At 57.0% G+C, this 26,905-nt stretch carries 27 protein-coding genes; 15 read left to right on the top strand and 12 right to left on the bottom strand.

Annotation, left to right across the window (positions count from 1 at the left end):
- Positions 1-602 precede the first annotated feature (602 nt).
- Positions 603-809 (top strand): hypothetical protein, encoded by a 207-nt coding sequence (locus tag EEQ99_RS06365; protein WP_028758125.1) that lies wholly within the window; start codon positions 603-605, stop codon positions 807-809.
- A 408-nt stretch (positions 810-1,217) separates the two neighbouring features.
- Here EEQ99_RS06365 and EEQ99_RS06360 read toward each other — a convergent pair whose 3' ends face one another.
- The 7 genes from EEQ99_RS06360 to EEQ99_RS06330 form a co-directional block, all read right to left on the bottom strand.
- Positions 1,218-1,466 (bottom strand): hypothetical protein, encoded by a 249-nt coding sequence (locus EEQ99_RS06360; protein ID WP_028758126.1) that lies wholly within the window; start codon positions 1,464-1,466, stop codon positions 1,218-1,220.
- A gap of 102 nt (positions 1,467-1,568) precedes the next feature.
- Complete coding sequence (locus EEQ99_RS06355) at positions 1,569-2,276, bottom strand: TfuA-like protein (RefSeq protein ID WP_028758127.1); 708 nt, start codon at positions 2,274-2,276, stop codon at positions 1,569-1,571.
- Positions 2,273-3,445: a YcaO-like family protein gene (locus EEQ99_RS06350; RefSeq protein ID WP_127430158.1), complete on the bottom strand. Its 1,173-nt coding sequence runs from the start codon at positions 3,443-3,445 to the stop codon at positions 2,273-2,275. The genes EEQ99_RS06355 and EEQ99_RS06350 overlap by 4 nt, the downstream gene beginning before the upstream one ends.
- A gap of 42 nt (positions 3,446-3,487) precedes the next feature.
- Complete coding sequence (locus EEQ99_RS06345; protein ID WP_028758129.1) at positions 3,488-3,700, bottom strand: hypothetical protein; 213 nt, start codon at positions 3,698-3,700, stop codon at positions 3,488-3,490.
- A 20-nt stretch (positions 3,701-3,720) separates the two neighbouring features.
- Entirely contained in the window at positions 3,721-5,565 is a 1,845-nt protein-coding gene (locus EEQ99_RS06340; protein WP_063474437.1) for a hypothetical protein, read from the bottom strand.
- A 9-nt stretch (positions 5,566-5,574) separates the two neighbouring features.
- A complete protein-coding gene (locus EEQ99_RS06335) occupies positions 5,575-6,000 on the bottom strand; it encodes a helix-turn-helix domain-containing protein (protein ID WP_028758131.1) in 426 nt (141 codons plus the stop codon).
- Positions 6,001-6,171: 171 nt separating this feature from the next.
- A complete protein-coding gene (locus EEQ99_RS06330; protein WP_244604783.1) occupies positions 6,172-6,864 on the bottom strand; it encodes a class I SAM-dependent methyltransferase in 693 nt (230 codons plus the stop codon).
- A 514-nt stretch (positions 6,865-7,378) separates the two neighbouring features.
- On the opposite strand from EEQ99_RS06330, the gene EEQ99_RS06325 reads away from it, so the two are divergent.
- Positions 7,379-8,266, top strand: a complete 888-nt coding sequence (locus EEQ99_RS06325; RefSeq protein ID WP_063474436.1) for a DUF6030 family protein — start codon at positions 7,379-7,381, stop codon at positions 8,264-8,266.
- A 6-nt stretch (positions 8,267-8,272) separates the two neighbouring features.
- Here EEQ99_RS06325 and EEQ99_RS06320 read toward each other — a convergent pair whose 3' ends face one another.
- Positions 8,273-8,647, bottom strand: coding sequence for a hypothetical protein (locus EEQ99_RS06320; RefSeq protein ID WP_244604782.1), 375 nt, complete (start codon positions 8,645-8,647; stop codon positions 8,273-8,275).
- Positions 8,648-8,852: 205 nt separating this feature from the next.
- Between EEQ99_RS06320 and EEQ99_RS06315 the strand changes: the two genes are divergently transcribed.
- The 13 genes from EEQ99_RS06315 to EEQ99_RS06255 all read left to right on the top strand — a co-directional run bounded on the left by EEQ99_RS06315 (position 8,853) and on the right by EEQ99_RS06255 (position 20,120).
- The gene (locus EEQ99_RS06315; protein WP_047611512.1) at positions 8,853-9,926 is read left to right on the top strand and encodes an endo-1,4-beta-xylanase; all 1,074 of its coding nucleotides are present in this window, start codon (positions 8,853-8,855) and stop codon (positions 9,924-9,926) included.
- A gap of 31 nt (positions 9,927-9,957) precedes the next feature.
- A complete protein-coding gene (locus EEQ99_RS06310) occupies positions 9,958-11,109 on the top strand; it encodes a glycosyltransferase (RefSeq protein WP_063474434.1) in 1,152 nt (383 codons plus the stop codon).
- Positions 11,109-11,615, top strand: a complete 507-nt coding sequence (locus tag EEQ99_RS06305; RefSeq protein ID WP_047611515.1) for an acyltransferase — start codon at positions 11,109-11,111, stop codon at positions 11,613-11,615. The genes EEQ99_RS06310 and EEQ99_RS06305 overlap by 1 nt, the downstream gene beginning before the upstream one ends.
- Complete coding sequence (gene pssM / locus EEQ99_RS06300; RefSeq protein ID WP_063474433.1) at positions 11,612-12,514, top strand: exopolysaccharide glucosyl ketal-pyruvate-transferase; 903 nt, start codon at positions 11,612-11,614, stop codon at positions 12,512-12,514. The genes EEQ99_RS06305 and pssM overlap by 4 nt, the downstream gene beginning before the upstream one ends.
- A gap of 147 nt (positions 12,515-12,661) precedes the next feature.
- A complete protein-coding gene (locus EEQ99_RS06295; RefSeq protein WP_028758138.1) occupies positions 12,662-14,164 on the top strand; it encodes a lipopolysaccharide biosynthesis protein in 1,503 nt (500 codons plus the stop codon).
- Between the two features lie 30 nt (positions 14,165-14,194).
- Positions 14,195-15,226 carry a polysaccharide pyruvyl transferase family protein gene (locus tag EEQ99_RS06290; RefSeq protein WP_063474432.1) on the top strand — a complete coding sequence of 344 codons (1,032 nt, stop codon included), beginning with the start codon at positions 14,195-14,197 and terminating at the stop codon, positions 15,224-15,226.
- A 12-nt stretch (positions 15,227-15,238) separates the two neighbouring features.
- Positions 15,239-16,060 (top strand): galactosyl transferase, encoded by an 822-nt coding sequence (locus tag EEQ99_RS06285; protein WP_028758140.1) that lies wholly within the window; start codon positions 15,239-15,241, stop codon positions 16,058-16,060.
- A gap of 84 nt (positions 16,061-16,144) precedes the next feature.
- A complete protein-coding gene (locus EEQ99_RS06280) occupies positions 16,145-17,089 on the top strand; it encodes a glycosyltransferase family 2 protein (protein WP_028758141.1) in 945 nt (314 codons plus the stop codon).
- Positions 17,090-17,113: 24 nt separating this feature from the next.
- The gene (locus EEQ99_RS06275; protein ID WP_063474431.1) at positions 17,114-17,998 is read left to right on the top strand and encodes a glycosyltransferase family 2 protein; all 885 of its coding nucleotides are present in this window, start codon (positions 17,114-17,116) and stop codon (positions 17,996-17,998) included.
- Positions 17,995-18,978: a glycosyltransferase family 2 protein gene (locus EEQ99_RS06270; protein ID WP_028758143.1), complete on the top strand. Its 984-nt coding sequence runs from the start codon at positions 17,995-17,997 to the stop codon at positions 18,976-18,978. The genes EEQ99_RS06275 and EEQ99_RS06270 overlap by 4 nt, the downstream gene beginning before the upstream one ends.
- Positions 18,965-19,192 (top strand): hypothetical protein, encoded by a 228-nt coding sequence (locus EEQ99_RS06265; RefSeq protein ID WP_125853694.1) that lies wholly within the window; start codon positions 18,965-18,967, stop codon positions 19,190-19,192. Before EEQ99_RS06270 ends, EEQ99_RS06265 begins: the two co-directional genes overlap by 14 nt.
- The gene (locus EEQ99_RS06260; protein WP_025554622.1) at positions 19,189-19,647 is read left to right on the top strand and encodes a glucuronosyltransferase; all 459 of its coding nucleotides are present in this window, start codon (positions 19,189-19,191) and stop codon (positions 19,645-19,647) included. Before EEQ99_RS06265 ends, EEQ99_RS06260 begins: the two co-directional genes overlap by 4 nt.
- Positions 19,644-20,120, top strand: coding sequence for a glycosyltransferase (locus tag EEQ99_RS06255; RefSeq protein ID WP_025554624.1), 477 nt, complete (start codon positions 19,644-19,646; stop codon positions 20,118-20,120). The genes EEQ99_RS06260 and EEQ99_RS06255 overlap by 4 nt, the downstream gene beginning before the upstream one ends.
- 43 nt (positions 20,121-20,163) lie before the next feature.
- Here EEQ99_RS06255 and EEQ99_RS06250 read toward each other — a convergent pair whose 3' ends face one another.
- From EEQ99_RS06250 to EEQ99_RS06235, 4 genes are all read right to left on the bottom strand, one after another.
- On the bottom strand, positions 20,164-20,859 hold the full coding sequence (locus EEQ99_RS06250; RefSeq protein WP_063474430.1) for an SGNH/GDSL hydrolase family protein: 696 nt from the start codon (positions 20,857-20,859) through the stop codon (positions 20,164-20,166).
- A gap of 242 nt (positions 20,860-21,101) precedes the next feature.
- Positions 21,102-22,412 carry an HlyD family type I secretion periplasmic adaptor subunit gene (locus tag EEQ99_RS06245; RefSeq protein ID WP_025554628.1) on the bottom strand — a complete coding sequence of 437 codons (1,311 nt, stop codon included), beginning with the start codon at positions 22,410-22,412 and terminating at the stop codon, positions 21,102-21,104.
- 15 nt (positions 22,413-22,427) lie between these two features.
- Entirely contained in the window at positions 22,428-24,194 is a 1,767-nt protein-coding gene (locus tag EEQ99_RS06240; RefSeq protein ID WP_025554630.1) for a type I secretion system permease/ATPase, read from the bottom strand.
- A gap of 492 nt (positions 24,195-24,686) precedes the next feature.
- Positions 24,687-26,312: a right-handed parallel beta-helix repeat-containing protein gene (locus EEQ99_RS06235; protein WP_063474429.1), complete on the bottom strand. Its 1,626-nt coding sequence runs from the start codon at positions 26,310-26,312 to the stop codon at positions 24,687-24,689.
- Positions 26,313-26,905: the final 593 nt, after the last annotated feature.

Raw genomic sequence — 26,905 nt, 5'->3', positions numbered from 1 at the left:
GTTTTGGTAAATTGACCATCTCAGTCTATTCCGTACATTTAATGTTCACGATGTCGGCTTTAGCTTTTCTTTGGAACCGGAAAATCTGCCGAAAGCGATGTCCGCTCCGAATTCTCAACATCCCCCGCAACCTGCCGGTATTACTGGTGAGGTTACGACAGCCGATGGTCCAAAATTCGGGGATGGCCGCGCCTCGGAAACTTGCCGATACAAAGCCACACGGCCAAGCAGAAAGTAACATATTGATAAATATAGATTTTTAATAGATTTCCGCGGGGAGAACCGACAAACCCGGCCAGCAACATTCGCTCTATCATTTCGAACGTCGGCATATGGGCTCGCCCTCGCCGCTTGAAATACCGACGCAAAATCCGCGACGTAGGAAGCATCGGCCGTCTTTGGCGAGTGTCCCGAAACGAAACAATAGATATGCCCGAGCGTAGTCGAAAACCCCTGTTTCAATACGCCGGTTCCTCGATGACATGCTTAACCTGTGTCGAAATGGTCTCACCTCGGCAGCGAATTAACCGTTCATAAAGCATTTGCTTGCTCAACTTATAATTTGTGTCATGGTCACTGTAAGTAGTGAGGGAGCCGACCTGATGAGTGATATAGCATCGCAGATTCCGGAATTTGGTTACGATGAGCGCGTGATGATCTGCCGGAAGCAGATCGAGAAGGCGGTCTATCAGTTCATTGCAAATACCAAGGTCGACGGATGCGATCCGGCGGAAGTGGCAATGGCCATCGCAGACATTGCCGACGATTACATTTTGCTGCTGGCTCAGAAGCGCAATTTGACCCACTGAAAGCAGGGATCGGCCGGCAAGCGGCCGATGTCCAGAGCACAAATGAAACCCGAAATCGCCGCCGCTTCCCTGCCGGGAGGCAACGTCAGCGAAGGCGCTTACCCCTCGCTTCGAAGCCATCCGCGAGATGGATATCGAACAGCTTCTAAACCAAACGCCAGCGGCCGGAAACGAGCCGGCCTTCCCCAACCTAAAATCGACATTAAGCGCCGAAGCATGGGCCCGTACCGGGCGTCGGCTTCAGCGCGTTGCCTCACGGCGGTTGAAACAAGCGGATCCGTTCGATTGACGGTTGCCCGATTGCGCAAGCGCACAAAATAACCCCGAAAATCGAAGCCGATTTTCGGGGTTATGCGCGGGTTTGAAAGCGGTGGAGTTTCTTCAGCCCGTCCGATCGGACGCGCCGTACTAATGACTTCTCACACTCACTTGCGGAACCGGAGAACTTAATTCAGCCAGTTCCCTGGTCAAACCCTCCCCCACCTCCTGCTTGACGGCCTCGAGCGCCAGGTCGAGGCAATTCGTTGCGAATTGCAGTTTGACATCCTGAGCGACCTGTCGCGCATAGGCAATCATTCGCGCCAATGCGACAAGCTCCTCCAGACCGTCTTCCGCCCCTTGGTCTGCGTCTATCTTGACAACCGATGTCACGCCCATGCCCATTTCTCCAACGAATTGAAGGCATGATACGCGCGCAAACGTGATCGAGCCCGTGAAAAAAGCGTGACACAACCCCCGGTGACCATCGTCATCTTCGATTCACAATGCTGGGCGTGTCCGGAACGGGGTTTCGTGCAGTGTCCAGGGCAGGTCGGCATTCGAACGACTGTCGCCGGCCTCCTGCACGGCTTTCAGCAATGCCAAGGCATCGATGCGCTTTTGATCGACGGCATTCGACAGAAGGGCCGCCAACAGTCGCGGACGATCCGGTTCGGTCAGCCCTGCGCATTGCTCGACGATCGCCCGCCATGTCCGTTTCTTGAAAAAGATCGCGCCTGCGGCATCGTCGAGCTCCCGGCGCAACCCGCTTGCCAGCAGTCCGCCATCCTCCATCGCATCGAGCGTTGCGCTGACATTGACGAGGGGCACCGTCAGCGGCTTGCTGCCAAGCGCGCTTGGCGCGTGCGTAAGTGCGACGGCGGCATCGTCAACCAACCGGCCACTGCGATAATCGTCGAAAATGCGACCGATCCCGACCATGCCGAACGAATGGCATTCGGCAGCCCGCAACGCGCCCATGCTTGCCGCCCCGAGAACCGCGACGCCCAGCGAAAGAGCATGGAGAATTTCCTTGTGCCAGACCGGCGCGGCATATTCGAAGCCGCCGTCGATCAGGCCGATGACATTGGCGCCCTGCTCCACCTGAGCCAGGACATCGCCTTGCGTGGCAGGCGGCATGACGCGGATCCCCTCGCCGGCCAGCGACGTCGCATCGGGAAGACTGGGGCCTGCGAAAATGATCTTCAAAAGCCTATCGCCCTGGCAAGCGCCCGCGTTCCAAACCGCCGGGCGCGCGCGCCCTCCGGACTTTCGAGTTCGGGGATGACAACCTTGACGACACTGAAGGGAAGCGCCTCATCGCTGAGGCGCACGGCAATCACCGAAGCGATCTGCCTCTGTCGCAGCGCATCGAGCACGTGCTGCAGCAGCTGCGCCAGATCCCATTGCCGAGATCCGGCCTCCCCACCGCTACCAATGGCGGCAACAGGCGGTGCGGCAACAGCATCGAAGGCCCGCCGCATCAGCGGCGGCAACGATCTTGAGAAAGTTGCAGGGGTAATATCGTCCCTGGCTCCGCTGATATAGGTCAGCCGGGATTGCACGGCCTCCGTCACCGCCCGAATGGCCGCGCGCACGGGGGACGGATGCGCGCCGGCGCCGCCGGTCACCTCGACGAGGCGAATGTCCCTGCCGCCGCCAATATCCCGCGGGCCCAGCATGGCGGTGAAACAGGGGATGCCGATATCGCTGGTGATATCGAAGAGCCTCAGTGCCAATCCCGATGCTTCGATCTTGTCGATCAGCTCGTCTAGGGCGCAATCCTCAAAGCCGCGGGGATCGACGCAGCCGGCATAACGATCCGCTTCCCCGCTCACCTGCCACAGCACATGGGCATCACGCTCGATGCGCTCCAGGACGCCGTGAAGGATCGCCTCCTCGATATTGTTTCCCGATGCCAGACCGTCCGAAGACATCCAGTATCGCGCGTCGCGTGTCCGGTCGAGCACCACCGCTTCAAAAGGGATATAAACCTCATCGCCGGTGAGGATATTAACGCCGGCAACCCATTCAGTCTCCTCGTCCGATCCGAGATCGGATTTATGAAGAGCGGTCAGGCAGTTCAGCGTTTCGGCCTTGTGCCCCATCGCCTGCAGACGGGAAGCAGTGCCGCGGACGAGATCGACGGAGGGTTCGCCCGCAACCGCCCGCTCGAGCGCTTCCATGACGGTGGATACTTTGGCGTCGAGATCGGTCAGGCCCTTTCCCTGGGCAATCACGATCGACCGCGAATTCGGGGCGTATGCGCACCAGACGGGGATTCCGGTGTCATCCAGCCCGGTGTGTCGCGCGACCCTGGTAATGCCGAACCTGGCCAAAAGAGGTTCGACGCGGGAAAGAGTTTCCCGCGGCGACATGCTTCTATCGGAATATATCGACCGGTGCGTCAGAATGCCGGCTCAGCCGTCGACGTGACCGGAAAGGGCGACCTGCGCCGACGAAACGGCGACGCCGAGGTCGACGTTCTTTACGAATGTACCGCCGGCTTTGCGCAGGCCGTTTGCGGTTGCCAAATCCCCCGTCGGATTGAGAGGCTTGACCGTGCCCGCATCGAGGTCGGCGAGCCAGAGACCTGCTTCGCCGGGTATTCCAATAATGACTGCCTTTGCCATGTAATGCCCCTAAGTGATTGTTAAAAACCAGCCCTCAACAGGCCCTCCCGATAAAGCTCCTTTTGCCATTGCTCCTTGAAGGGAACGATGGCGAGCCACTTCTCGACGTCGAACACCGGGTTGATGCTCTCGGCGCGCTGCCGATGGAAGAGCGCCCGTTTTCGATCGCCGATCATTGCGCAACTGGCCGCAGCGATGCGATGGGCCGGCGCTTTGTCTTTCATCGCCTCGACATAGGCAATGGCCTCCTCGTACTGTTCCAGAAAGAAGCTCGCTCCCGCAGCACACCAGAGATAGGCATCAGGCGCGATCGGATTGAGCGAAATCGCTCTCTGGATCTTGGCGAGCGCATCGCCCGGACGGGATGCATGCACGAGCGTGTCGGCATGGCTGTAGATGACGTCGGCAAAATGCGGGCTGAGCTCCTCCGCCAGATGAAGTGCGGCGACGCTGGCATCGACATCGCCGAGATAGAGTTTGGTGACGCCAAGCTCGCGATGGCCCGCCGCCGATGCCGGATCCCGCTCGATCGCCCGAAGCGCATTCTGCTCTGCCAGATGCAGCAGCTCATTATTCCCCTGCGCCGTCACAAGCCATTCGCTGGTGAAGGTTCTCGCCAGCCCGGTAAACGATGGAGAGAAATCCGCCTTATGCGACAGCGACTGCTTGAAAGCCTTCCGTGCCCGGCGGATATGCGGCAATGTTAGCTTGCTCATCAGGCTCGAGCCGACGAGATAAGCGTGATAGGCCTCAGGGTTGGCTTCGAAGCGTAAGCGCTCTTCCTCCTTTTCAGCCAGTTCGCGGGCCACCGACAAGGTCAACTGCTGCGCGATCAGCCGTCTCTGCCGGGGCAGCGTATCAGGCGTCATCACAAAGCGATGGGCCCAGATGATCTCGTCCGTGGGGAAGTAAATCAGCTGCGCGAACAATCCTTCGTCGGAGAACCGCGTATCCAGGAGATAGGCGATCGAATGGCGGGCGACGACGGTCGCCTTCTCGGAATCCCGGCGGATTTGTCCGGCCGTATGCGGTGCAACGATGGAAATATTTCGAAGCGCGCAGAGTTCGATCGTGACGTCTTCGATCAGGGCGCTCGCAAGCGCCAGCCCGGCATCTGCGTGTATCGAAGTCGGGGGAAGCAACACCAGCCGAGGCAGGATCAGCGGCAGCGATGCGCGTTCGATATCGGCAGAGGTCGCGCCACCGGTCTCAGCGCGCTTCACCTCCACCCTTGCAGGACCATTGCCGCTTGGCAATCTCTCGCCGAACGATGAACCGCCCGATAGCTGTTGCAGCAAGGCTCGGACCTGCTCGTCGTTCGGATCCCGTTCGAGGATCTGCAGAGCGGCGCTCGAAATGATGCGCGCAGCCCCCGACTTCTCTACATCAGGCAGCGCATCCAGCAATGCTTGCCGCAGTTGCAGCGCCTGAGCGTCCCGTTGCGCCCTCATCCAGGTATCTATTAGCTTTGTCGCTGGTTTGATATTTCCGATGAAGCCGCGCTGGGTCAGTTCGGCGATCGCATTCAGCCGCTCCAGCGGCGGACCGGCGGTGCGAAAGACATCCAGATCGCTGGAAACCGCCTGCGTGTTGAGACGAACCGTGGTGGCGGTGAAATCGAAGGGTATTTCGGCCCGCCCGCCGTCCGTCTCGCGGATGCGGGAAATCAGTTTGCGCAGATTGAGCCGCGCCAGTTCGGCTTCGACATCGCTCCATAGAAACTGCGCCAATTCATACCGGCTGAGCTCATGGCTCGCACCCGCGTAGAGATGGGCCATCATCAACAGGCCCTTGATCGGATAGCGAACCGGTTCGCCATTCGCGTCGATCAACCGTAGATCGCCGAACGTCTGCAAATGAAGCAAGGTGCACCTTCAGCCGTTCACAACCGGATCCTGCAACTCACCGTCGATGTCAGTCAATCCCGCGACCGCCAGGCTTTTGGCCAATGCTACCAGCTTTTGCCGGATATTCGGGTCCTCGATGGCGATGAACGCCTTGTTGAGCGCCAGCCCCTCCTTCGAGGACAAAAACTTGTTCAACTCGCTCGTCTCGCCCTCGATCGGTCCAGCGCCGCCGTTCTCGAAGAAAAAGCCGACGGGCACGCGAAGAATCTCGGATATGCGCTGAAGACGGCTGGCGCCGATTCTATTCGTTCCCTTTTCGTATTTCTGGATCTGCTGGAAGGTAATGCCCAGAAGTTCGGCCAAACCGTGCTGGGTCATCCCGAGCGTCTTTCGCCGAACTCTCACGCGATTGCCAACATAGACGTCGATAGAATTCGGCGATTTAGCCTTCATGTGAATAAGTCTCCCGCTTTATCAGCACGCCAGCTGTATAATGGAGAGTTTAAGCAAGAATGCAACTAAAAGTAAATATTTCGTAAGGATTTTTTTCAGCATCACACACAGTAAAAAACAACCTGTGGATTATTACAGCGGGCGCCGCTTGGCGCGGATATGCGCTGCGCTCTATCGCCCATTTCGCGGGAACGAATGCTCTCTGGGAGATGCGCCACTGCGACGCCGCCGCCAAAGAGGTTTTTGAGCGACGGCGATCATCGACTTGGCGAAAACAGGAATCCTTCCGACATATTCAAAACGAATATTGTCGAAGCCGGCATCCAGCAGCAGCGTGCTCAATGTGCTTTTCGACCAGAACTTGATATGACCATGTTCCTTCAACGGCATGAAATGGTCGTCCATTTTCCCCAGCGCAGCCAGGGCAAGATTCTTCAGGTAACCATGATAGGGCGTCGACATGACTGCGATACCGCCCGGCTTCACGAGATCGTACACCGTCGAGATGAATGCCTTCGGATCGTAGACATGCTCCACCACCTCAAGGCTGATCAGGGCATTGAATGTGCCATATTCCCTGGAAAGGTCGCCATAGGCCGAGCCGACATTCAACGGCAGGTCGGGATAATTGACATTGGCCTTGGCGATGCCGTCGCTGGAAGGATCGACGCCGACGACATAATACCCATGTCGCGCAAGAGCCGCTGCTGCGCCGCCGGTGCCACATCCCAAATCAAAGACGTCGTTTTCTGCAGAACCTTCGAAATGGCTCTCGAGCACGTCGAGCACGGAAGGCAAGATGTAGGAATGCGCGGTTGTCGGCTTGGCGTGAATATAGGTGGTTGCGTCTAGCTCGACGGACATGCCCCTCCCCCTCGGCGATTGCGCGGCAGACCCTATCCAGGAATACGTCGAAAATTTGATTAAACCTGACCAGCAACCGACAGACAATAATAATAGTCAAATTATAATCTAAAGTTTTATAATAAAAAACAAAACCTATACGCGATAAAGGAATTTACAACGCAGAATAGGCAAAAACAATTGTAAGTATTATTTACTTAAACTAGGTTATACATAAATAAACGCCCAACATCCGAAATAACGCTAAAAATCCGTGGGGTTGCCAAGAAAACAAAACGATACAATCGCTTCGAGGTCATCCTGGTATCCATCCCTGCAATTGCAGGGCTGCATTGGAGATTGTCGCGTGTGACGGTGTTGAAGCGTCCCTGCCGAAATCTGCAGCCCTCCCCTGATGCCGGCCCTTAAAGTGCCCAATTGCCGACACGAAGCCAAAGATATTTAACGGATGAATGTATACTGCTTGATTTAGACAGCCGATCGAAACCCTTCTCGCGTGCCGGAGAAGACAAGCTTGCCCGATAATTCGTCGTCCGCATATGCGAAACAGCCGTTGGGGAAACCGCGGGTTCCCGTGGTCTTCTGGTTGCTGCTGACGATTTCCCTCTCGCTAATCATGGGAACGGTGCTTCTTTCCAACGACATGAAACACTTGAAGACGGTCGGCCATTATTTTGGCTACGATCTCTTTCCTCCTGAGGTTAGGCCTCCGCCCAAAGCCCTTCCCCGCCCGAAACCACCTGTCACCTTCACGCTTCCCGTGCATCTCATCGAACCACCGGCGGCGCAGACCGCGTCGACTTTTCTACGGACATGGCGGATATCCGGCGCCGCAATGTGCGCGGCGCTGCGCGATGCCGGTATAGAAACCAGCGATTGGGCGGCGGCGAGCTTCAACGCCGATACGTTCGAATGCTTTTTTGAGCACAGCGGCAAGCGACAGAAGGACCAGCTCCCGAACTCTATCTTTGTGATCGTTCGGGGTGACGCCGCTGGCACGATCAACAATATGCGCGTGAAAATCATCAATCCCGAGACGGATCAAAATGGCCAGCTCGATCCCGGCATTCTGCAAATCTTCCAAATCATGCTGCGGCAGCCACAATGGCTCGATTTTCACGAGACGCTCGACGCGATCAAGAATCTGAAGGACATCAAGGAAGACGGCTTCGGAGCGAGCATCAGCTTCACCCGCGAGGTGCTCAATCCCGGGAATTATAATTTTACACTGTCGTTGGATGCCACTTCAGGACCTCAGAAAAGAACGAGAAATTACTTTTCGAGCAAAATATGGCTTCCATCGCCAGACCCCGCAGCCGAGATCGGCAGCGAGCAACCGGAATCGGTCTCCACGCCACCCGATCGCGAGGCGCCGGCAGAGAGCCGTGAGCATCCGCATTAGCGCTGATCACGCCATGTAACTTGCATCGTCGTGATGTCTGGCCAGAAGCCTGTAAAGCTCTTTCAAACTGTCCGCACTCGGCCGTTCGGTGCTGTCCCCACCCGCCAGACGCCAGACACGCTCGACATTGAGATCCTGCGTGACTTGCGCAAGATCTTCGTTCAGCGAGCGGATGACGATCTCCGACCGACGCAGCCGCCACGACATTCTGACGAGCGCTGCAGAGAGGAGGAAAATGATGCCGATGACGCCGAGAGCAAGGGCTATGAACTGCCAGTCATCGAGAAGGGATAGAGCGTTTCGTGCAGTCGCCATAAAAAAAACGGCATTATGAAATGCCATAGGAAAACAGCTCATCAGATAGCTAAACCAATCTTCCATCACGAGCGCCCCTCCGCAAAGATTCATATCTTGGAGCATCCTGAAAAGTCTATCAGATACTGACAATATCCCCTGCGGCGAAAGTATATTTGAGGTTGCATTACTCTACTCAATTGAACGCGAACCCCGCGATGGATCATTGCCGACGAGCCCGGCCCTTCAATTTCCACCGCGGACATGAAAAAAGCCAACAGTGAGAGATAGAATGAATAGAAGACGTTTCCTCGCCTCGGTTCCGCTCGCTCTGTTATATGCCAGGGCGGGCCACGCCTTTGCACAGGTGCCTCCGGCTGCAGGGCTACGCGCCCTTGCCGACAGGAAGTCGTTCCGATTCGGATCGGCAATCGATCTGCAAAACATCAACGATCCAATCGCTTCCGAGATCTACATCGACAACGTCAATTCAATAACGCCGCGAAACGAGCTGAAGTGGAATGCCACGGAAAAGAGACCCGGCGTTTTCAGCTTCGGCAGCGCCGACCGTATGGTTGCATTTGCACGCAAAAACAACATGAGGGTTTATGGACATACGCTGATCTGGTATCGCGTCCCGGAGTGGGTGTCTGATATCACGGATGCAAAGACCATTCAGGCGACCATGAACCGTCACATAAAACAGGTTGTCACTCGCTATAAGAACTCGATCGATGCTTGGGATGTGGTCAACGAGCCGTTGGAGTATGATGCACCGGACCTGCGGGATTGTGTTTTCCGACGCCTTCTTGGCGATGAATATATCCGCATGAGTTTCGACATGGCGCACCAGGCCAATCCCGACGCGACGCTGGTGCTCAACGAAACGCATCTGGAGAAAAAATCCGACGTGTTCGAACAGAAGCGCGCGCGGATCCTGAAAATCGTCGAGGATCTCGTCGCGAAGAAAACGCCGATCAATGCGGTCGGGCTGCAGGCGCATTTCCGCCCCGGCCTCGACCGGATCGATCCGGAGGGAATGGGGCGCTTCTGTGCGGCGCTGAAGGAGATGGGAATCGGCGTTTTCATTACCGAGCTCGATGCCTCCTGCCACTTCCTGAACCGCGACAAAGGCTTCACGCCGGCGTCCTACGCCGATATTTTCAGCGACGTAATCACCGTGGCGGCTGAGCATGGCGACTTGAAAGGCGTGACAGTATGGGGCATGTCGGAAAAATATGCCGATCGCGATGAGAAGGGGGCCGATCCCAATGCGGCTTGCACTAAGCGCGTTAATCTTTACGACGACAATAATGCGCCGAGAAGTGCGATTGATGGTATCCGGCGGGCAATAGAGGCAATGTGATGCGCAAGACAACGGAGACGCGAACAGATTCATGAAAAAGGCCGTTATTTATGTGGAAAAATTTTTGCCTGCCAGCCAGGCATTTGTTCTCAACCAGGCAGTAGCGTTTCGTTCTTTCGAAGCTGAAATTCTTGCCGGCTCGCGCATTTCTTCGGCCCATACAAAAAAATCCACTGTTCCGGTTCATGACATCCGTCGATCCCCCGTTGCGCGAGTCGGTGAACTGCTTCTGAAAATCCCGCAGATCGGCCTTCCCTTCCTCTTTCCTGCGATCGGCAAAGCCGATCTCGTTCACGCCCATTTCGGCAAGAACGGTTATGTCATCGGTCCCTTGGCGCGCGCCGCCGGCAAGCCGCTGGTCACGACGTTCCACGGCTTCGACGCCACCTATGGCGGCGATCCGAAAAAGCCGGGCGGCTTCAATCAGGTGCGCTTCTTCGCCAAAGGCCGAAGCGAGATGGCCGGCTGGAACAGCTGGAACATCGCCGTTTCCGATTTCATCCGCGACCGGCTGCTAGCGCTCGGCTTTCGCGCCGAGCGCGTCTATCGCCATCATATCGGCATCGACCTCGACCTCTTCAAAATGGAGCCTCGTCCGCGAAAAAAAGGGCTCGTGGTTTCCATTGCCCGTTTCGTCGACTACAAGGGCCATCGTTTCATGATCGATGCGCTTTCGCGCGTGGCTGCCGCCGGTACCCCGGTCGAATTCGTCATGGTCGGCCAGGGTCCGTTGAAGGAGGAAATCGAAGCACTGGCACGTCGTTCCTTGCCAAGCGTCACGATCCATGAAAATCTGTCGCAGACTGAGATAAGGGATCTGCTCGCCAGTGCGGAGCTTTATCTCCATGGAAGCGTGACCCTCGATAATGGTCACGCCGAAGCTTTCGGCCTCGCCAATCTCGAGGCGGAAGCCGTCGGGACTCCGGTCGTCGCATTTCGCTCGGGAGGCGTGGGCGAAGCGATCGAAGAGGGGAAAACTGGTTATCTCGTGGAGGAGCGGGATGTCGCGGGAATGGCGGAGGCGGTCGGAAGGCTGCTCAACGACCAGGCCTTGTGGACAGCCTTTAGCGTGCGGGCACCGCTTCTGGTGGCCGAGCGCTTCGACTTACGTCGTCAGACGGGGATGCTCGAGGACTATTACAGTTCCGTGCTAGACGAATTTGCCAGCCGGGGTCGGACTTGATGGTGCAGACAGGAAAAAAGCCGAAGTGGGGACTGAACGTATTTCGCCCGCTGCGGAACGGATTTGTGAAGGCCAAATGGCTCTATTATACGAAGTTCTGGGGAATGGACATCGATCCGACGGCCAGCTTTTCGTTGAGCGTGCGGTTCGACAAGACCAATCCGAAGGGATTGCATATCGGCGCGGAAACCTATGTCGCCTTTGAGGCGGCTATCCTGACCCACGATCTCACACGCGGGCTCTATCTTCACACGAGAATCGGCAAACGCTGCTTCATCGGCGCCCGCAGCATCATTCTGCCCGGCGTCGAGATCGGCGACGAATGCGTCATCGGCTCCGGCTCGGTGGTGACCAAGAGCGTTCCGCCGCGCTCGCTCGTGGCGGGCAACCCGGCCAAGATAATCCGCAGCGACATCAAGATCATTTCGCGTTACGGACGCATGGCCCGCGAAGACGACACGGTCTCGCAGATCGTGACGCACTTGCCGACTGGAGAAGCACGATGAAGATGTTTGCCTACCGGGGGAAACACGAGAATTTTGGCGACGAACTGAACCATTGGCTTTGGGAGCGTCTGCTGCCCGGCTTCTTCGACGAAGACGAAAGCCAGCTCTTTCTCGGCATCGGCTCGATCCTCTACGACAATTTCGATCCGAAGATGCAGAAGATCGTCTTCGGCTCAGGCTATGGCGGATATACCAACCCGCCGAAAGTCGACGGCAACTGGACGTTCTATTTCGTGCGCGGAAAGAAGACCGCGGAAATCCTCGGCATCGACCCAAGCTACGCGATCGGCGATTCGGGCATCCTCACGCGCAGCTGCTGGGATGCCAAAAGCATCGAGAAGCGTTATCCCGTCTCCTTCATGCCGCACTACGAAAGCGCCATGTACGGCAGCTGGGATAAAGTCTGCGATCTCGCCGGCATCCACTATATCGATCCCCGCTGGTCGGTGGAAAAGGTTCTAACCGAGATCAGCGCATCGCATAAGGTCGTCTCCGAGGCGATGCATGGCTGCATCATATCCGATGCGCTCCGCGTTCCCTGGCGGGCGATCCGGCCGATCGCACCCGGCAATCGCGCCAAATGGTATGATTGGGCGAGTGCGCTGGATCTGGAGATCGATTTCGATCCGATCGGCCCGTCGAACCTGGTTGAAGCCGGAGCGTCGCTGGTGCGGAAGAACACCTACCTGTTGAAAAACATCACGTTCCGCCACCGCCGCATCCGGCAGCTGACCGGTAACTATGTCTTCGGCTCTACCGTCCAGACGCTGCAGCGGGTAGCCGCGAAGCCAGGACAGCTCAGCTCCGACGAGGCTATCGTAAGAGCGCACGAGAAAATGCTGGCCGAACTGGGCCGGCTGAAGCAAGATTTTTCCACGCAGACGGCAAGCGCCCTTTAATGTCGCAGACCCCGTGACGAGGCAACAAAGCATGATGCTTTCCAACTCCATCAACACCCTTTGCTCCTGCAAGAGGGAGACGCACTCGGAATGGGTGTGCAGCCCGCTTGGACGGTCGATGTTGTTGACCTCAGGAGCCGTTCGCCCATGAGCAGTGTTACCGACCGCCTGATTCAGGGCAGCATGTGGCTGAGTCTGTCCCGCGCCATCGTCAACGGACTTTCGGCACTCAGCACCTTTGTGCTCGCATGGTATCTCGTGCCGGCTGATTTTGGTCTCGTCGCCATTGCAACGACGATCCAGGTCATCTTGAGTTCGGTCACCGAACTCTCGCTCAATCAGGCGCTTATCCGCCACGAATCTCCAAGCGAAACGCATTTCAGCGCGGTGTGGACGTTGAGCGTGACGAGAAGCGCGGTATTGGCGCTGCTGTTTGCCGCCGCCTCCTATCCGATCGCCGAATTCTATAACGAGCCGCGGCTGACGAGCGTGATGCTTGCCTTGAGTTTCAGCCTGCTGCTCAGCGGGCTAGCCAATCCGCGCCGTGTCATGCTCCAGCGTGACCTGATCTTCTGGCAGGAATTCGTCCTCAACGTCTCGCAAAAGCTGGTCGGATTTGTCGTCACGGTAGGAATCGCGGCCATCTATCACAGCTATTGGGCGCTCGTTATCGGCACCCTCGCCTATCAGGTGACCAATATTATCGTTTCCTATACCGTCCTGCCGTTCTGGCCTCGCATCACCTTCCGTCATGCACGCGAATTGTTTTCGTTCTCGGTGTGGCTGACGGCCGGACAGATCGTCAACACGCTGAACTGGCGCATCGAATATCTGCTGATCGGCAAGATGCTGGGCGCCACGCAGCTTGGCCATTATACGGTCGGCAACACCCTGTCGACGCTGCCGACGCGCGAGGCGACGGCACCGTTGAACCAGACGATTTACCCTGGCTTTTCGAAGGTCCGCAACGACCCGGTCCGCCTGATCGCGGCCTATCAGCGCGCCCAGGCGCTTTTGGCGGCGGTGGCGCTTCCGGCGGGAATCGGCATGGCCGTCGTGGCCGATCCAATGATGCGGCTTGCCCTGGGAGAGAAGTGGGTTCCCGCGATCTTCATCGTCCAGGCGCTCGCATCGGTCTTCGCCCTGCAGACCCTGGGTTCGCTCGTGCAGCCGCTGGGCATGGCAAAGGGCCATACCAAGATGCTGTTCATCCGCGACACGCAGATGCTGGTGGTTCGCGTTCCCATCATCATCGCTGGTCTCATGATGGCCGGGCTTCCCGGCGTCGTTTATGCGCGCGTGTTGACGGGCCTGATTTCCACCGTGGTCAACATGCTTCTCGTCAAGCGCTTGATCAACCTGCCATTCTTCCAACAGCTCGGCGCCAACTTCCGCGCGCTTGCCAGCGTTGCCTTGATGGCAGCCGGCGTCCTAGGATTGTCGCATTTCCTCAGCATGCCTACTGATAAGCTGGGCTTGACCCTTCATCTGGCCATTCTGCTCATCACCGGCGGCATCATCTATATCGGTTCCAGCTTTGTCCTTTGGCTCGCGATGAACAAGCCAAACGGGCCGGAAACCGAAGTTCAGCGTATCTTTGTCAAGTTCCTGTCAAAAGCCAAACGTATTGCCGTAGCCAAGTCGGCCTGAAGCTAAACGAACACAAACAAGAGAGGCAGAATGACCAGCCAATCCAGATCGGAGCTGATCGCAAAACTCAATGGCATGATCCATGATTGCCTGAAGGACTATGTCTCGCGCGACGAACCGCTTGCGATTCTCGATTTTCCCGACATCCGCAATTGCGGCGACTCGGCAATCTGGCTGGGTGAGATGGCCTATCTCAGGGATCGCTTCGGCAAGCGCCCGGACTATGTTTCCAGGCTGTACGACTTCTCTGCCGACGAACTGAAACGGCGGGTACCGACCGGCCCGATCTTCATTCACGGCGGCGGCAATTTCGGCGATATCTGGGTTGCCCACCAGGATTTTCGCGAAGCCATCATGGAGCGTTTTCCGGATCGGCAGATCATCCAGTTCCCGCAATCGATCCACTACAGCTCGTCTGAACGCATCGAGCAATCCAAACGGGCAATCGGGCGCCACAAGAATTTCGTGCTGCTTGTGCGCGACGAGGAATCGAAGGAGTTTTCCGAAAAACACTTCGACTGCGCCGTACGACTGTGCCCCGATATGGCTTTTGCCATCGGCCCGCTGCCGGAAAGGGCGACACAGATCCCCGTCCTCGCCATGTTGCGCGAGGATGCGGAACGGGTGGGCGGTACCGATCGCGAGATTCCTTCCGATATTCCTGTGGAAGACTGGATTACCGAGTCGAAACGGAAGGTCGATATCGCCAAGAGGTTGGGGGTAGCTTCGGCTTATCTCGCATTGAAGCCGAGCGAAGTTGCCTTGCGCAGGTTGGATGCTGCGGCACACAACCGCTTCGAGCGCGGCATCAGTCAGATTTCGCGCGCCCGTGCAATCGTGACCGATCGCCTGCACGTCCATATCTGCTCGCTGCTGCTCGGTCGCCCGCATGCCGTGCTTGATAACAGCTATGGAAAGATCCGCCGCTTCATGAATGCTTTCTCCGGCGGAACCGACCTTTCATATAAGGCAACCTCGCTCGAGGACGGAATCGAGTGGGCGCGTGGTCAGGCGTCCAAGGGGCGTGCCGATCAAAAAGAAGCTGTGAGCTTGCGGGCTTAAGGGGGTCATTCGATGCCACTTGTCACCTTCATTATCCCGGTCCGACATCAGGACAATGCCCGTGATTGGAGCAGGCTGAAGGCGAACCTCAGCCAGACCGTGACCTCCATTTCCAACCAGACCAATGGAGATTGGCGCGGAATCATCGTCGCAAACGAAGGGGCCGACTTGCCCGATTTGCCGGAGAAATTTTCCGCGGTGCGCGTCACCTTTCCGCCGAACGACCTGCATGAGCTCGGAAAGGGCAGCAAGGAAGACTTCCTTGATGCGTTCCGGGCAGACAAAGGCCGTCGCGTACTCAGTGGCATGTTGAACGCCACCGACAGTCGCTTCTTCATGATTGTCGATGACGATGACTTCGTCAGCTCCAGGATCGTTCAGCACGTATCCGATCATCGGGACGCCAACGGATGGACGATCGACCACGGTTACATCTGGGACGATGGCGGCAATTTCCTGTTTGGCCACGACGACTTCAGCCATCTCTGCGGTACCTCGTTGATCATTCGTGCCGATCTCTATGAACTGCCGGAACGCTTTGAGGATGCTTCGCTCGACTGGATCAAGTCGATGCTCGGCAGCCATGTCCGCATTGCGAACATCCTTGCCCAACGCGGAGCGCCGCTCACGAAGCTTCCCTTTCGTGGGGCGGTCTATCGGGTTGCCCATGGCGGATCGCATAGCCAGGCACCGAGCCTGCTACGACAGTATTTCCTGAATCGCGGCGTGCTGACCAAACCGCGGCGGTGGTTGCGCAATCTTCGTAAGCTGAGGGTACTCGGTGAAAGTCATAGGCGCGAGTTTTTCGGCAAGACGCGGTCAAACCCCGCGTAAGGAATCAGTCCCGTTCGAACATCGCACAGGCAGTCAAAATATGACGCTTTTCTCTTTCGACTTCACCAAGAGGGTTGGTAACTGATGTCGGATCTATTCGTCAGCGTGCTCTTTGCATCCTACAATGGCGCCAGCCGGCGGCTGCGCCACATGTTGGATTCCTTGGTGCGCCAGGAGCTTCCCCATGACCGATGGGAATTGATTGCTGTCGACAACAACAGCAATGACGGCACCTTTGATCTTTTGAAATCGTATAGCGAGACGCTTCCAATCACCATCCTGCAGCAGCGCAAGCCGGGGAAATCCGGCGCGCTGAATTTGGGTTTGGATCGGGTAAAGGGAGATCTCGTTGTCTTTACGGACGACGACATACGCGCCGAACCGAACTGGCTGAAAGCGATCGTTGATTGCGCCATCGCTCATCCGGCCTACGGCGTTTTCGGAGGCCGTATCGTCCCCGATTGGGAAAAAGAACCGAAGGGCCGCTTTATCGACTGGATTCCGATGGGATCCACCTTCGCGATCGTCGACGAAACGCAAAGCGGACCGTGTGATCCGACGAAAGTCTGGGGTCCGAACACGATCATTCGGCGGGATCTGCTTGGAACGAGCGTGCGCTACCGGGAAGATATCGGTCCTCTTCCCGGAAAGATGTTCGCCATGGGTGAAGATGCGGAGATCATCATTCGCCTGGCGGCAAATGGCGCCAAATCCTATCGATGCGCCGAAGCCGTGGTCCATCACTGGATTCCGGCATCAAGTGTCACCGAGGATTGGGTACAGAAACGGGGCGAACGGCTCGGCTACGGCATGCCGGCACTCTTCCCGGATGAGGTTCCCGAAGGGATGAGGCTAAGTGGCGTTCCGCTGCAAACCTGGGTCGAAAGCGCGCAATGGGCTTGTCGGGCAGCCACGCTTTATCTCCTGCCGCAATCGAAGAAGCGTTTCTGGGCCATCTGGAAATATTACTACATGCGTGGTTATCGCGCCGGAATTCGCAGATACGCGCCCCAGACGCTGGCGCGGTGATCGATTGGTCCAGGAGACGATAATTTGAAACTCTCGGTGCTGATCAACAATTTCAATTATGGGCAGTTTTTGCGCCCATGCATCGACAGCGTTCTGTCGCAGAGCTACCCTGATTTCGAAGTGGTGGTGGTCGACGACGGGTCGACGGACGATTCCCGCGAGATCCTTGCTTCCTACGGGAAACAGATCCGGACCGTATTGAAGGAAAACGGCGGCCAGGCCTCGAGCTTCAATGCAGGCTTCGCGGCGGCAAGCGGCGACATCATCTTTCTCCTCGATGCCGACGATGCGTTTTTGCCCGGCAAGCTCGCGCGGATCACCGAGATCTACGATCGCAACGAGATCGACTGGTGCTTCGACCGGGTGACGACCAATGAAGGCGACCAGCCTCCTGCAGAACTGCAGGTGACGCTGTTCGACAAGCGGGCAACGCTTGGCAAAGGTGGCTTCCCCTCTCTTCCCGTTCCGACATCGGGCTTGAGCTTCCGCCGCGACCTGCTGCGCCAGATCCTGCCGATGTCCGCGGCAGATGGCGTCGTGCTCAGCGACAACTATCTCAAATTCGCCGCTGCCTTTCTCGGCCGCGGCGCCATCGTCGAAACGCCTCTGACATTCCAGCGCATTCATGCGTCGAACCGCTACACGGGCACAAGCAGGGCAAAAACGCTACGCCCGCAGATCATGATCGCGACCGGGCTGGAACTGGCGCGTCGCTATGATGGGCTGCAGGCGCTCGGCAAGAGCCTGGTCGCCGGCGGCATTGCCGAAACGACTTCGCTGCTGAAGCTTCGCAGCGAAGCGCGCAACACGCTGGCCGGCGGTCCGTTCGGCGAGGATGCCGCAACCCAAGTGGCCTTGATGGCCGCGCGCAAGCGCTTGGGAAATATGCTGCGGAGAGGACGGTCATGAACCAGCAAGAAACCTTCCCGCATTCTTCCGTCGGCGCCGGTCAGGCAGGTGTTTCGCCGTTGAAGATCGCCGTCGGCGTGCTGACCTATCGGCGCCTGGACGGGATCGCCAAGCTGCTCGACGTGATGACGCGCCAGGTCAGGCATCCAGATCGTCCCTATCATCTCACCATGGTGATCGTCGACAATGATGCGACCGGCAGCGCAAAGGCGACAGTGGAGGGCTTTGGCCAGACAGGCGCCTACGACCTGATCTATGTCGTGGAACCGAACCAGGGCATACCCTTTGCGCGCAATCGCGCGCTGGATTCGGCGCCTCCCGGCACCGACCTCTTCTGCTTTCTCGATGATGACGAATGGCCGGTCGACGGCTGGCTGGACGCGATGCTGGAGACCCGGGAGAAAAACCGCGCAGATTGCGTCTACGGTCCCGTCCAACCGGTCTATCCCGAAAACCCGCCGGAATATTTCATCAGGGCGAGGGTGTTCGAGCGCAAGAAGAACACCGACGGTCAACGCATTTCCTATGCGGCCTCGAACAACGTCATGTTCGACTATCCGCTGATCCGCTCATGGAACCTGCGTTTTGAAGAGAAGATGCGCTTTACCGGGGGCACGGACTACCTTTTCTTCAACCAGGCCATCCGCCGGGGCATGCAGGTTTTCTGGGCTGACAAGGCACTTGTCTACGACATCGTGCCTGCGAACCGGATGACCTGGAAATGGGTGTTGCAAAGACAATACCGGCTCGGCAATACCTTCGCAGTCAGCGAAGTCCTGCACGGCAACCTGAAGCGCCGGATCTACCGCGCGGCCTATGGCGCCACGAGAGTCGTGCTTGGGTTGGTCATGCTGCCGGCGATCCTGATTTCACCTTATTGGGGCATGCGTGCCCTCACCCATGTTCTGCGCGGCGCGGGCATGGTTAACGGGATTCTCGGACATGCATATCAGGAATATAGGCCCAATGCCGCTCACTGATATCGTTTGCGGGGCGCGCTCGGACGAGTTTGGCCGTTATTCTGTTTCAGACGAAAACGTCATGCCTAATTGGCTGTTTATCAACTTCAAGGCTTCAACCGACCGGGCCAAAAATGGTACACTTCCGTTGAACGATCGTGACACCACCGCTGTTCGAACGGAATGGTTTTTTCGCTTTTATCATCGGTCAAATATAGGAGATGCCTGTCTATGACTGAGAAAAAATTGAAGGTTCTCGCAGCCTCGTCAGGAGGTGGCCACTGGGAGCAGCTGATGGCGATGCGCAGCGCATTCGAGGGCTGCGATATCATCTTTGCAACGACCATCCCAGGGCTGCTTGCCAAATACGACATTCGTGACGGTCTGGTGCTTCCCGATTGCAGCCGCGACTCGATTCCCATGTCGATCCGGTGCTTTTTCAGCGCCTTCTCGATCGTCCTCCGGCACAGGCCAGACGTCGTCATCTCCACTGGCGCCGCGCCCGGACTTTTTTGCCTGCTAGCCGGCAAATTGACAGGCAAGCGAACGATCTGGATCGACAGCGTCGCCAATGTCGAGAAGCTTTCCCTATCGGGTAAATTGGCCGGCCATATTGCGACACTCTGGCTCACGCAATGGCAGCATCTTTCACGGCCGGATGGCCCCCACTACGCAGGAGCTGTGCTTTGATCCTTGTCACCGTCGGAACGCAGTTGCCATTCGATCGCCTCGTCAAGGCTGTCGACACCTTCGCAAAGGATTTGTCCAAACCGGTTCTGGCACAGATCGGCAGGGGCAGCTACACGCCACAGAACATGAAGTGGATCAAGAATATCGAGCCGCAGGACTTCGACAGAGTCTTTCGCGATGCAACCATCATCGTTTCTCATGCCGGGATCGGCACCGTTCTGACGGCCAAGCGTTTTGGGAAACCGATCATTCTCGTCCCCCGGAAAGCGGCTCTCGGCGAGCACCGAAACGATCACCAGCTTGCCACGGTGAGCCAGCTTGCGGGCCGGCCGGGAATCTACGTCGCGCATAGCGATGACGATCTCAGAAACTATCTCCTCGAAGACCTGGATAGTCCGTCTCACGAAGACCCCTCGGAAGCCGGTCGGGCTTCGCTGGTCAGCTACCTGAAAAACTATATCGCAACGGCCTGAACCCGGCTGCAGTCACCGACGGTGACGGGCAAGTGAGGAATTTTCATTCTCCGCAGTTGTTGCCAGCGATATGTTTGACAAGTTCAGGCGCGATGATCCTGGACGCGATGTCGGGCAGAGGATGCGAGCCATCAGGAATCGCCGCGGCCAGGTCATCCGGCGCAAGACGCTGCCAGTTGGGCCGGTGGTCGACAAACTCCAGACCCCGTTTTTGCGCCTCCGCCTGATGAACCGAAATGTAACTATCCACAAAGGGGCGGATCAGCCCACGTAATCCTGAAAACGGATTCATCGCCATGACGATGATCCGAGCTTGCGGCAGGCGCTGCCGAAGCTGGTCGAGAATGTCGCCGATATTCTTTCGGCTTTGTGCGAGCGACACGAACCGCTGCAATGCCGCATCATTGGCATAAAACTCGATGAGGATGATATCCGGCTGCTCGGCAACGACGCGATCAACTTGGGTAAGAGCCCATAGCGACGTCTCGCCGCTCTTTGCAACGCTGTCGACCTTCACGGGCCGGCGCAGACAGGCTGCAAGCTCGGCCTCCAAGGCGGGCTGCCATCCCCCGCGGGCCGTCAAGGATGTTCCGAAAGCCACTATTTTCAACGGCGCAAGACCCTCGGCATAACTGTTCCTGGTGATTGAAAACATCCCGAGGCAAGCCAAAAGCAAAACCAGCCCAGAAGCCCGTCGTCTCCGAATTCGCACTGTTCGCCAAAGCCGCAAACCAATCATCGGGAGACCCTGCAGCTGGCTTGAGACAAATTCGTGAAATGGCCGCTCATGCCTGTTCGATCGTGGCAAAATAACCAAACCCAAGCCTCGAGCATGTTCCGCAGAACTGTGCAGCGGTTACGATATCGACATGCATTAACATAAAGCGCGTCGCGAATCTGAAAGATTCGCGACGCGCTTTAGCGGATGACAACGGCTACTTTGAAACGTTGGCGTTCTTGGCGATCCGATACGACCGCCAATCACTCCTCACGAAATACGTGCTGCATCTGATCGGTCAGCGGCTTCGTGAGATAGGAGATAACCGTCCTGTCGCCGATCTTGATAAAGACTTCAGCCGGCATGCCGGGATAGAGCTTTATTGACTTCAGCTTCGCGATGCTCGCAGCCTCCGGCTTGACGCGAAGAGGATAGTAGCTGATGCCGGTCCGTTCATCCTTGACGATATCAGGCGCAATGGAGGTGATCTCGCCACGCACATCGGGCGTCGTGCGCTGATCAAAGGCGCTGAATCGCACATCGACGAATTGGCCGACGTGAACCTGATCGATATCGCGAGTAGCGACTTTCGCCTCAACCGTAAGGTCGTCATTTTCAGGGACGACGAGCATCAGCGTCTGGCCCGGATCGATGACGCCATTGACCGTGTGGACCGAAAGTTCGTGAACCCGCCCGCTCAGCGGCGCGGTAATGTCGAGACGGCGGAGTTGGTCGACCGCGGCCCCACGGCGCTCTTCATTTTCGGCTATCTTCGCCTCGACGTCGGTCAGATCCTTTGCGATCTCCGAACGACGATCCTCGTCCAGCTGAATCGACTGACGATCGATCTCGATCGCCTTGCCTTCGGCTTCCGCCTTTGCGGCAATTTCCTGGCCACTATTGCCCTGGAGATCGGCGCGCGCGCGCTTGAGCTGATTCAAACGCTGAAGCGTTACGAGCCCCTTCTTGTAGAGAGTGTCGACTCCTTCGAGCTCCTCTTCGATCAAACCCAGGGAATCGTTGGTGGCATTGATCTGAACGACCAACCCTTTGACCTGCTCGGCCAGCTGATCCTTGCGCGACGCCAACTGGCTCTTCATTCCGATAAGCGCCGACCTGCGGCTGTCGAACAGTTTCCGCTCGCCATCGAGAAGATCCTGCGCGGCTGTGCCGGATGATGTGAGATCGCTGATGTTCTCCTGAACCTCGAACGAATCGGCACCGATCCGTTCCGCCTTCAGACGGGCGCGGCGCGCATAGAGCTGGGCGAGCGTGCTTTCGACGATCGAAAGGTTCGCTCTCGTCGACGTTCCATCGAGCCGTATCAGGACCTGCCCGGCCGACACGTGGTCATTTTCGGAGACCAGAAGTTCCGACACGATGCCGCCAGTCAGATGCTGGATTTTCTTGACATCGCCGTTGACGACAACCACGCCCTCGCCGATGACTGCGCTCGAAAGCTCTGTCGTCGCCGCCCAACCGCCAATGCCGCAAACGAGGGCTATCGACAATGCGCCGACAACCGCGACATGGCGATTAAGAGAACGCCTGGATTCACTGATAAGCTTAGTCACAATCTTCCCTCCGGCCTATTCGGCCGCATTCATGCCGTCGACGACGACTTTGAGCTGAGCCACGCGCTCGGCAATCGGCGTGCGCGCCGTTTCCGGTCGGCTAACCCGCGCCATAACTTCCTCTTTGGGACCGAATGCGATCATCCGGCCGTCCTGCATCATCAGCACGAAGTCGCACACCGCCAGAACGCCGGATCGATGCGCGATGACGACGACGATGCCGCCGCGTGCACGCACGCTCATGATCGCGGCACTCAGCGCCCGCTCGCCTTCCTCGTCGAGATTGGAGTTGGGTTCGTCGAGCACGACGAGGAATGGTTCACCGTAAAGGGCTCTTGCAAGTGCGATACGCTGCCTCTGGCCGGCGGAAAGCGCAGCACCGCCTTCGCCGATCTCGGTTTCATAACCGTTCGGCAGACGAAGAATGAGATCGTGAACACGCGCCGCCCGCGCCGCGGCTACCACCGCCTCAGGCGACATTTCCTTCGCAAAACGGCAGATATTCTGCGCGACGGTTCCTGAGAAAAGCTCCACGTCCTGTGGGAGATAACCGATATGCCGGCCAAGTGCGTCGCCATCCCATTGGTCGAGTGCTGCGCCATCGAGACGAATGGATCCTCTGACGGTCGGCCAAATCCCCATCATCGCCCGAGCCAGGGACGACTTGCCCGAGGCGCTGTAACCGATGATCCCAAGCGCGCTTCCTGCCCTCAGGCCGAAGCTGACATCGGAAATGACGAGGCGCTGGCCCGCCGGCGGCCCGCTTGCCACCCCCTCGACCGTGACCTGCTTGGTCGGAGCCGCAAGCGCAAGCGGAGTCGGAATCTCCGGAATTGTCTTCAACAGGTTCGACAGCCGCGCCCAACTCTGCTGGGCGGAAACGAAACCGCGCCAATTTCCGATCGCCGCTTCCACAGGCGCCAGAGCCCGAGACGTCAGGATCGAACCCGCAATGATAATGCCCGAGGACGCCTGCCCCTGGATGACCAGGATCGCGCCGGTCGCCAGCGTTCCCGATTGCAGGGCAATACGGAAAATCTTCGACAGCGTCGCATAGCCGTTGCCGACATCCGAAGCTTGCCGGGTGATGCTGCGATATTCCGCGTTTTTGCGATCCCAGATTTCACCCATGGTGCCGGCCATGCCCATGGCATGAATGACCTCCGAGTTACGGATCGAGCTCTGCGCAAAGGCATTGCGCATATTGGCGGCTTCGGATTGCTGTTTTGAGAGCGTGCGCGTTCCCTGGTTGGTCATGAACGTCAGGATGGCGAGAACCAGCGATCCGCCGATCGCGATATATCCGATCGCCGGATGGAACAGGAAACAGATCACAATATAGAACGGAAGCCAGGGCAGATCGAACATCGCCGTCGGGCCCATGCCGGACAGGAAGGTTCTGATCTGGTCAAAATCGCGCAATGGCTGAAGCCCGTCCCCGCCGATTTTGACCTTCAACGGTGCCTTGATGAGCGCCCGGAACACACGTCCGTTGGTCATCTCGTCGAGCGCGCCGGCAACGCGCACCAACATCCTGCTGCGCAGGACTTCGAACGCCCCCTGAAAAGCGTAGAGAAAGAGCGCAAGTATTGCCAAAGCCGCCAGCGTCGGTATGCTTTTGCTGGGTATGACGCGGTCATATACCTCAAGCATAAAGAACGAACTTGTAAGATAAAGGATGTTGACAAGCGCGCTTGCTATACCAATGAAGACAAGCCCTCCCTTGCATTTCCGCAAGGCTTTGGACGGCTCGTTGACATCCGCTGCTGAACTCTGAAACACGAAATAATCCCTCTCTTACTGCATCGCACACAAGCAAATATGCGAGCGCGCACCGCAGCTACGGGTCCATCAAGCCCGATCAATCACACGACTGCCTTTGGATCCCGGCGTCGGCGCCGAACTCCGCTTGCAAGCCCATAGCTTATTGCATGAATCCAACCGAAAAGTGACCAAATATTCCAATTTATAGCGAGCGATTTCAGGGATTCTAGCCTAACGCTACGCTAAATACACCGGCCGAAGCAAGTGAAAATCGCAAACCGCCCAATAACGGCTCAGAAAGATGAACGTGTCGCGCGCATAGACCGGATGTTTACTAGGCTATTAACTATAAATTCGACCTATAGTTTATTCTTCTGATGAACGGCGGAAATCTTTTGTCATCGACTAGCTCCCCGGTCCCGACCCCCGACATCAATTCATGATCGGGCCTTCAAGCCGGGAACGGTCGGCCGGCCGAAGACGACCGACACTCTCTGGCATTGGCGGGACTCAGACCAGCAGGTGCGAAGCCTGGCTGCTATGGAACGCGTCCACATTGATGCCAACGCTCAACGAGTCCGTATCGATGTGCGACGCACCATCTGAAATCTTGTACTGGAAGGATTCGCTGACTTTTCCGCTAAGGCCGGCGAGTTTAGCGGCATCGACCGTATAGGTATAGTCGCCATCGCTGTCGACATGGATGACGCCGTATTTCCCGGTCAGCGTCAGGCCATGCTTGTCCACCGCGCTGTCACCGAAACGCCGCAGCAGCACGGTCCCGTTGACGGCACTGTCGTTCTCAAGGAGATTGCCGTGATAGGCGCTGCCGGTGTCGGCCGAGATCTTCAGGCTGTCATGGACCGCGACAATCTTCGGAACGACGGCCGCAGCCACCGTGGCGGTAGGCGTTTCGGTCGTAGCCGGCGGGGTGCTTGTCTGCGGCTGCGCCGGCGCTTCCACATGCTGCTCGACGACGGGCACTGCGGGCGTCTGCTCATTGTTCGATGACGTATCGCTGCTTGTGCTGCCAGCGGCGCTGTCGAGTTCGGCCTGCGCTTGTTCGAGCGTTTTGTTTTCGCCGATCGAGAACGTGTTCTGAGCAGCAATTGCTGCCGGCATCGTCAGCGTCGAGACCAAGCTGTCGATGATATTGTCATAGAAGGACCCTGATGCAGGCCTGTCAACCTTCAGCGCTGACGAAGACAGGTCGTCAAAGACATTGTCATGGATATCGATGTTCTCACGGATATAGCTGGGATTGCCAGCGGCGCTGACGAGGACGCCATACACGCCACCATGTACATAATTTCCGCTGATATCATAGTTCTTGGCGTCACCCTGATCGCCAAGGCCGATGCCGTAGGACCAGCTATAACCGCCGTATCCCGAGATATCATTGTCATGGATGGCGATGTTCGTGCCTGCCTGAGCACTCAACCCAAAGCCGCCTCCGACCAGCGTGTTGCCCTCGACCACGGCATTTACAGCCCGAACCAGCACAAGGACACCCTTGGCGCTGTTGGTCTCCGTCTGCTCCAGATGATTGTCCTTGACCAGGATATTGCTGCTGTTGTTGAGTTGGATGGCGTCTGCTGCTGCACCCTGGCTGTTGGTGACGGTATTGTTGATCAGGGTGACACCGTTGACCTTGTCCATCCAAATGCCATCGGCATGTACGCCGGTCAGGGTGCTGTTCTCAATCGTGATGTTTTGGCTGCTTTGGAAGCTGATCGAGCCGGGCTTTCCAGAAAGGCCCGTATTGGTCACCTCGACGTTGCGCACCGTCCAGTTCGACACATTCCCTGCATATATCGCATTGGCGCCGGTATCGGCGATCTTGATATTCTCGATGACGATATTCGAAGCCTTGGAACCGTGGATGCCATCATTGCTGCTGTGAATGACCGGCGCATCGCCGATACCGTAGCTGCCGATCGTGATCGGAGCGGTAATGCTGCCTGAATATTTCAGGTCGAACTGTTCATTGAATACGCTTCCGGCAGCAAGCAGCACGCTGTCGCCGGGGTTCAGCCTCAAGGATTCGACGGCAGATAACGTCGCAAAAGCTGAACTCTCGCTGGTTCCGCTATTGTGGTCGGACCCTGTTGCTGAATTCACGTAATAGACGGTCATGCTGCGATCTCCCAAAGGTATTGGAAAATCTTTTAATCGCGCATCTCTCTCTGCCTGCTAAAATGAAACACTAAAATGCGTGACATCTCGCAATAATTCTTACGCCTTCCACATAAACATCTTTATGTATTGAATATATCGCGTTGCAACAAAGGTGCACCGCACAATTGCGAGATCCGTTACCTCACACCTGTAGAGGATGTAAGTCTATCTTCAAGGTCACTCGGCAGAATTTCGATCAGCAAGAAACGTTACTTGGTAAACATATGTGACAAGGAAATGACATCAGTTACTTCGGCGGATCGAAAGCGCCAAGCTGAGGCTAGTCGAACAAGATCGAACCGCCACATCGATAATCCGAAGTGGTTATATCGAAATTTCATCTGCGCATCAGCCTGGATTCGTATTCTTATAAATTGCTTTTGAATAAAGATTCTTACACCCTGAAGAAATATGAATTCATGTCTACACATCGGCGTTTTCACTTATTATTAATGAAATAATAACCAGGCGTTTCATCGTCTTGTGCACATTGTACGTGTGTCATTATTACACGATACACCCGAAAATGTTCATCTCCTGTTAATTACGCC

It is taken from the genome of Rhizobium anhuiense, from assembly GCF_003985145.1.
GTDB classification, from domain to species: Bacteria; Pseudomonadota; Alphaproteobacteria; order Rhizobiales; family Rhizobiaceae; genus Rhizobium; species Rhizobium anhuiense.
Note: the sequence above shows the minus strand (reverse complement) of the source record. Positions and strands in the feature narration are given on the sequence as shown.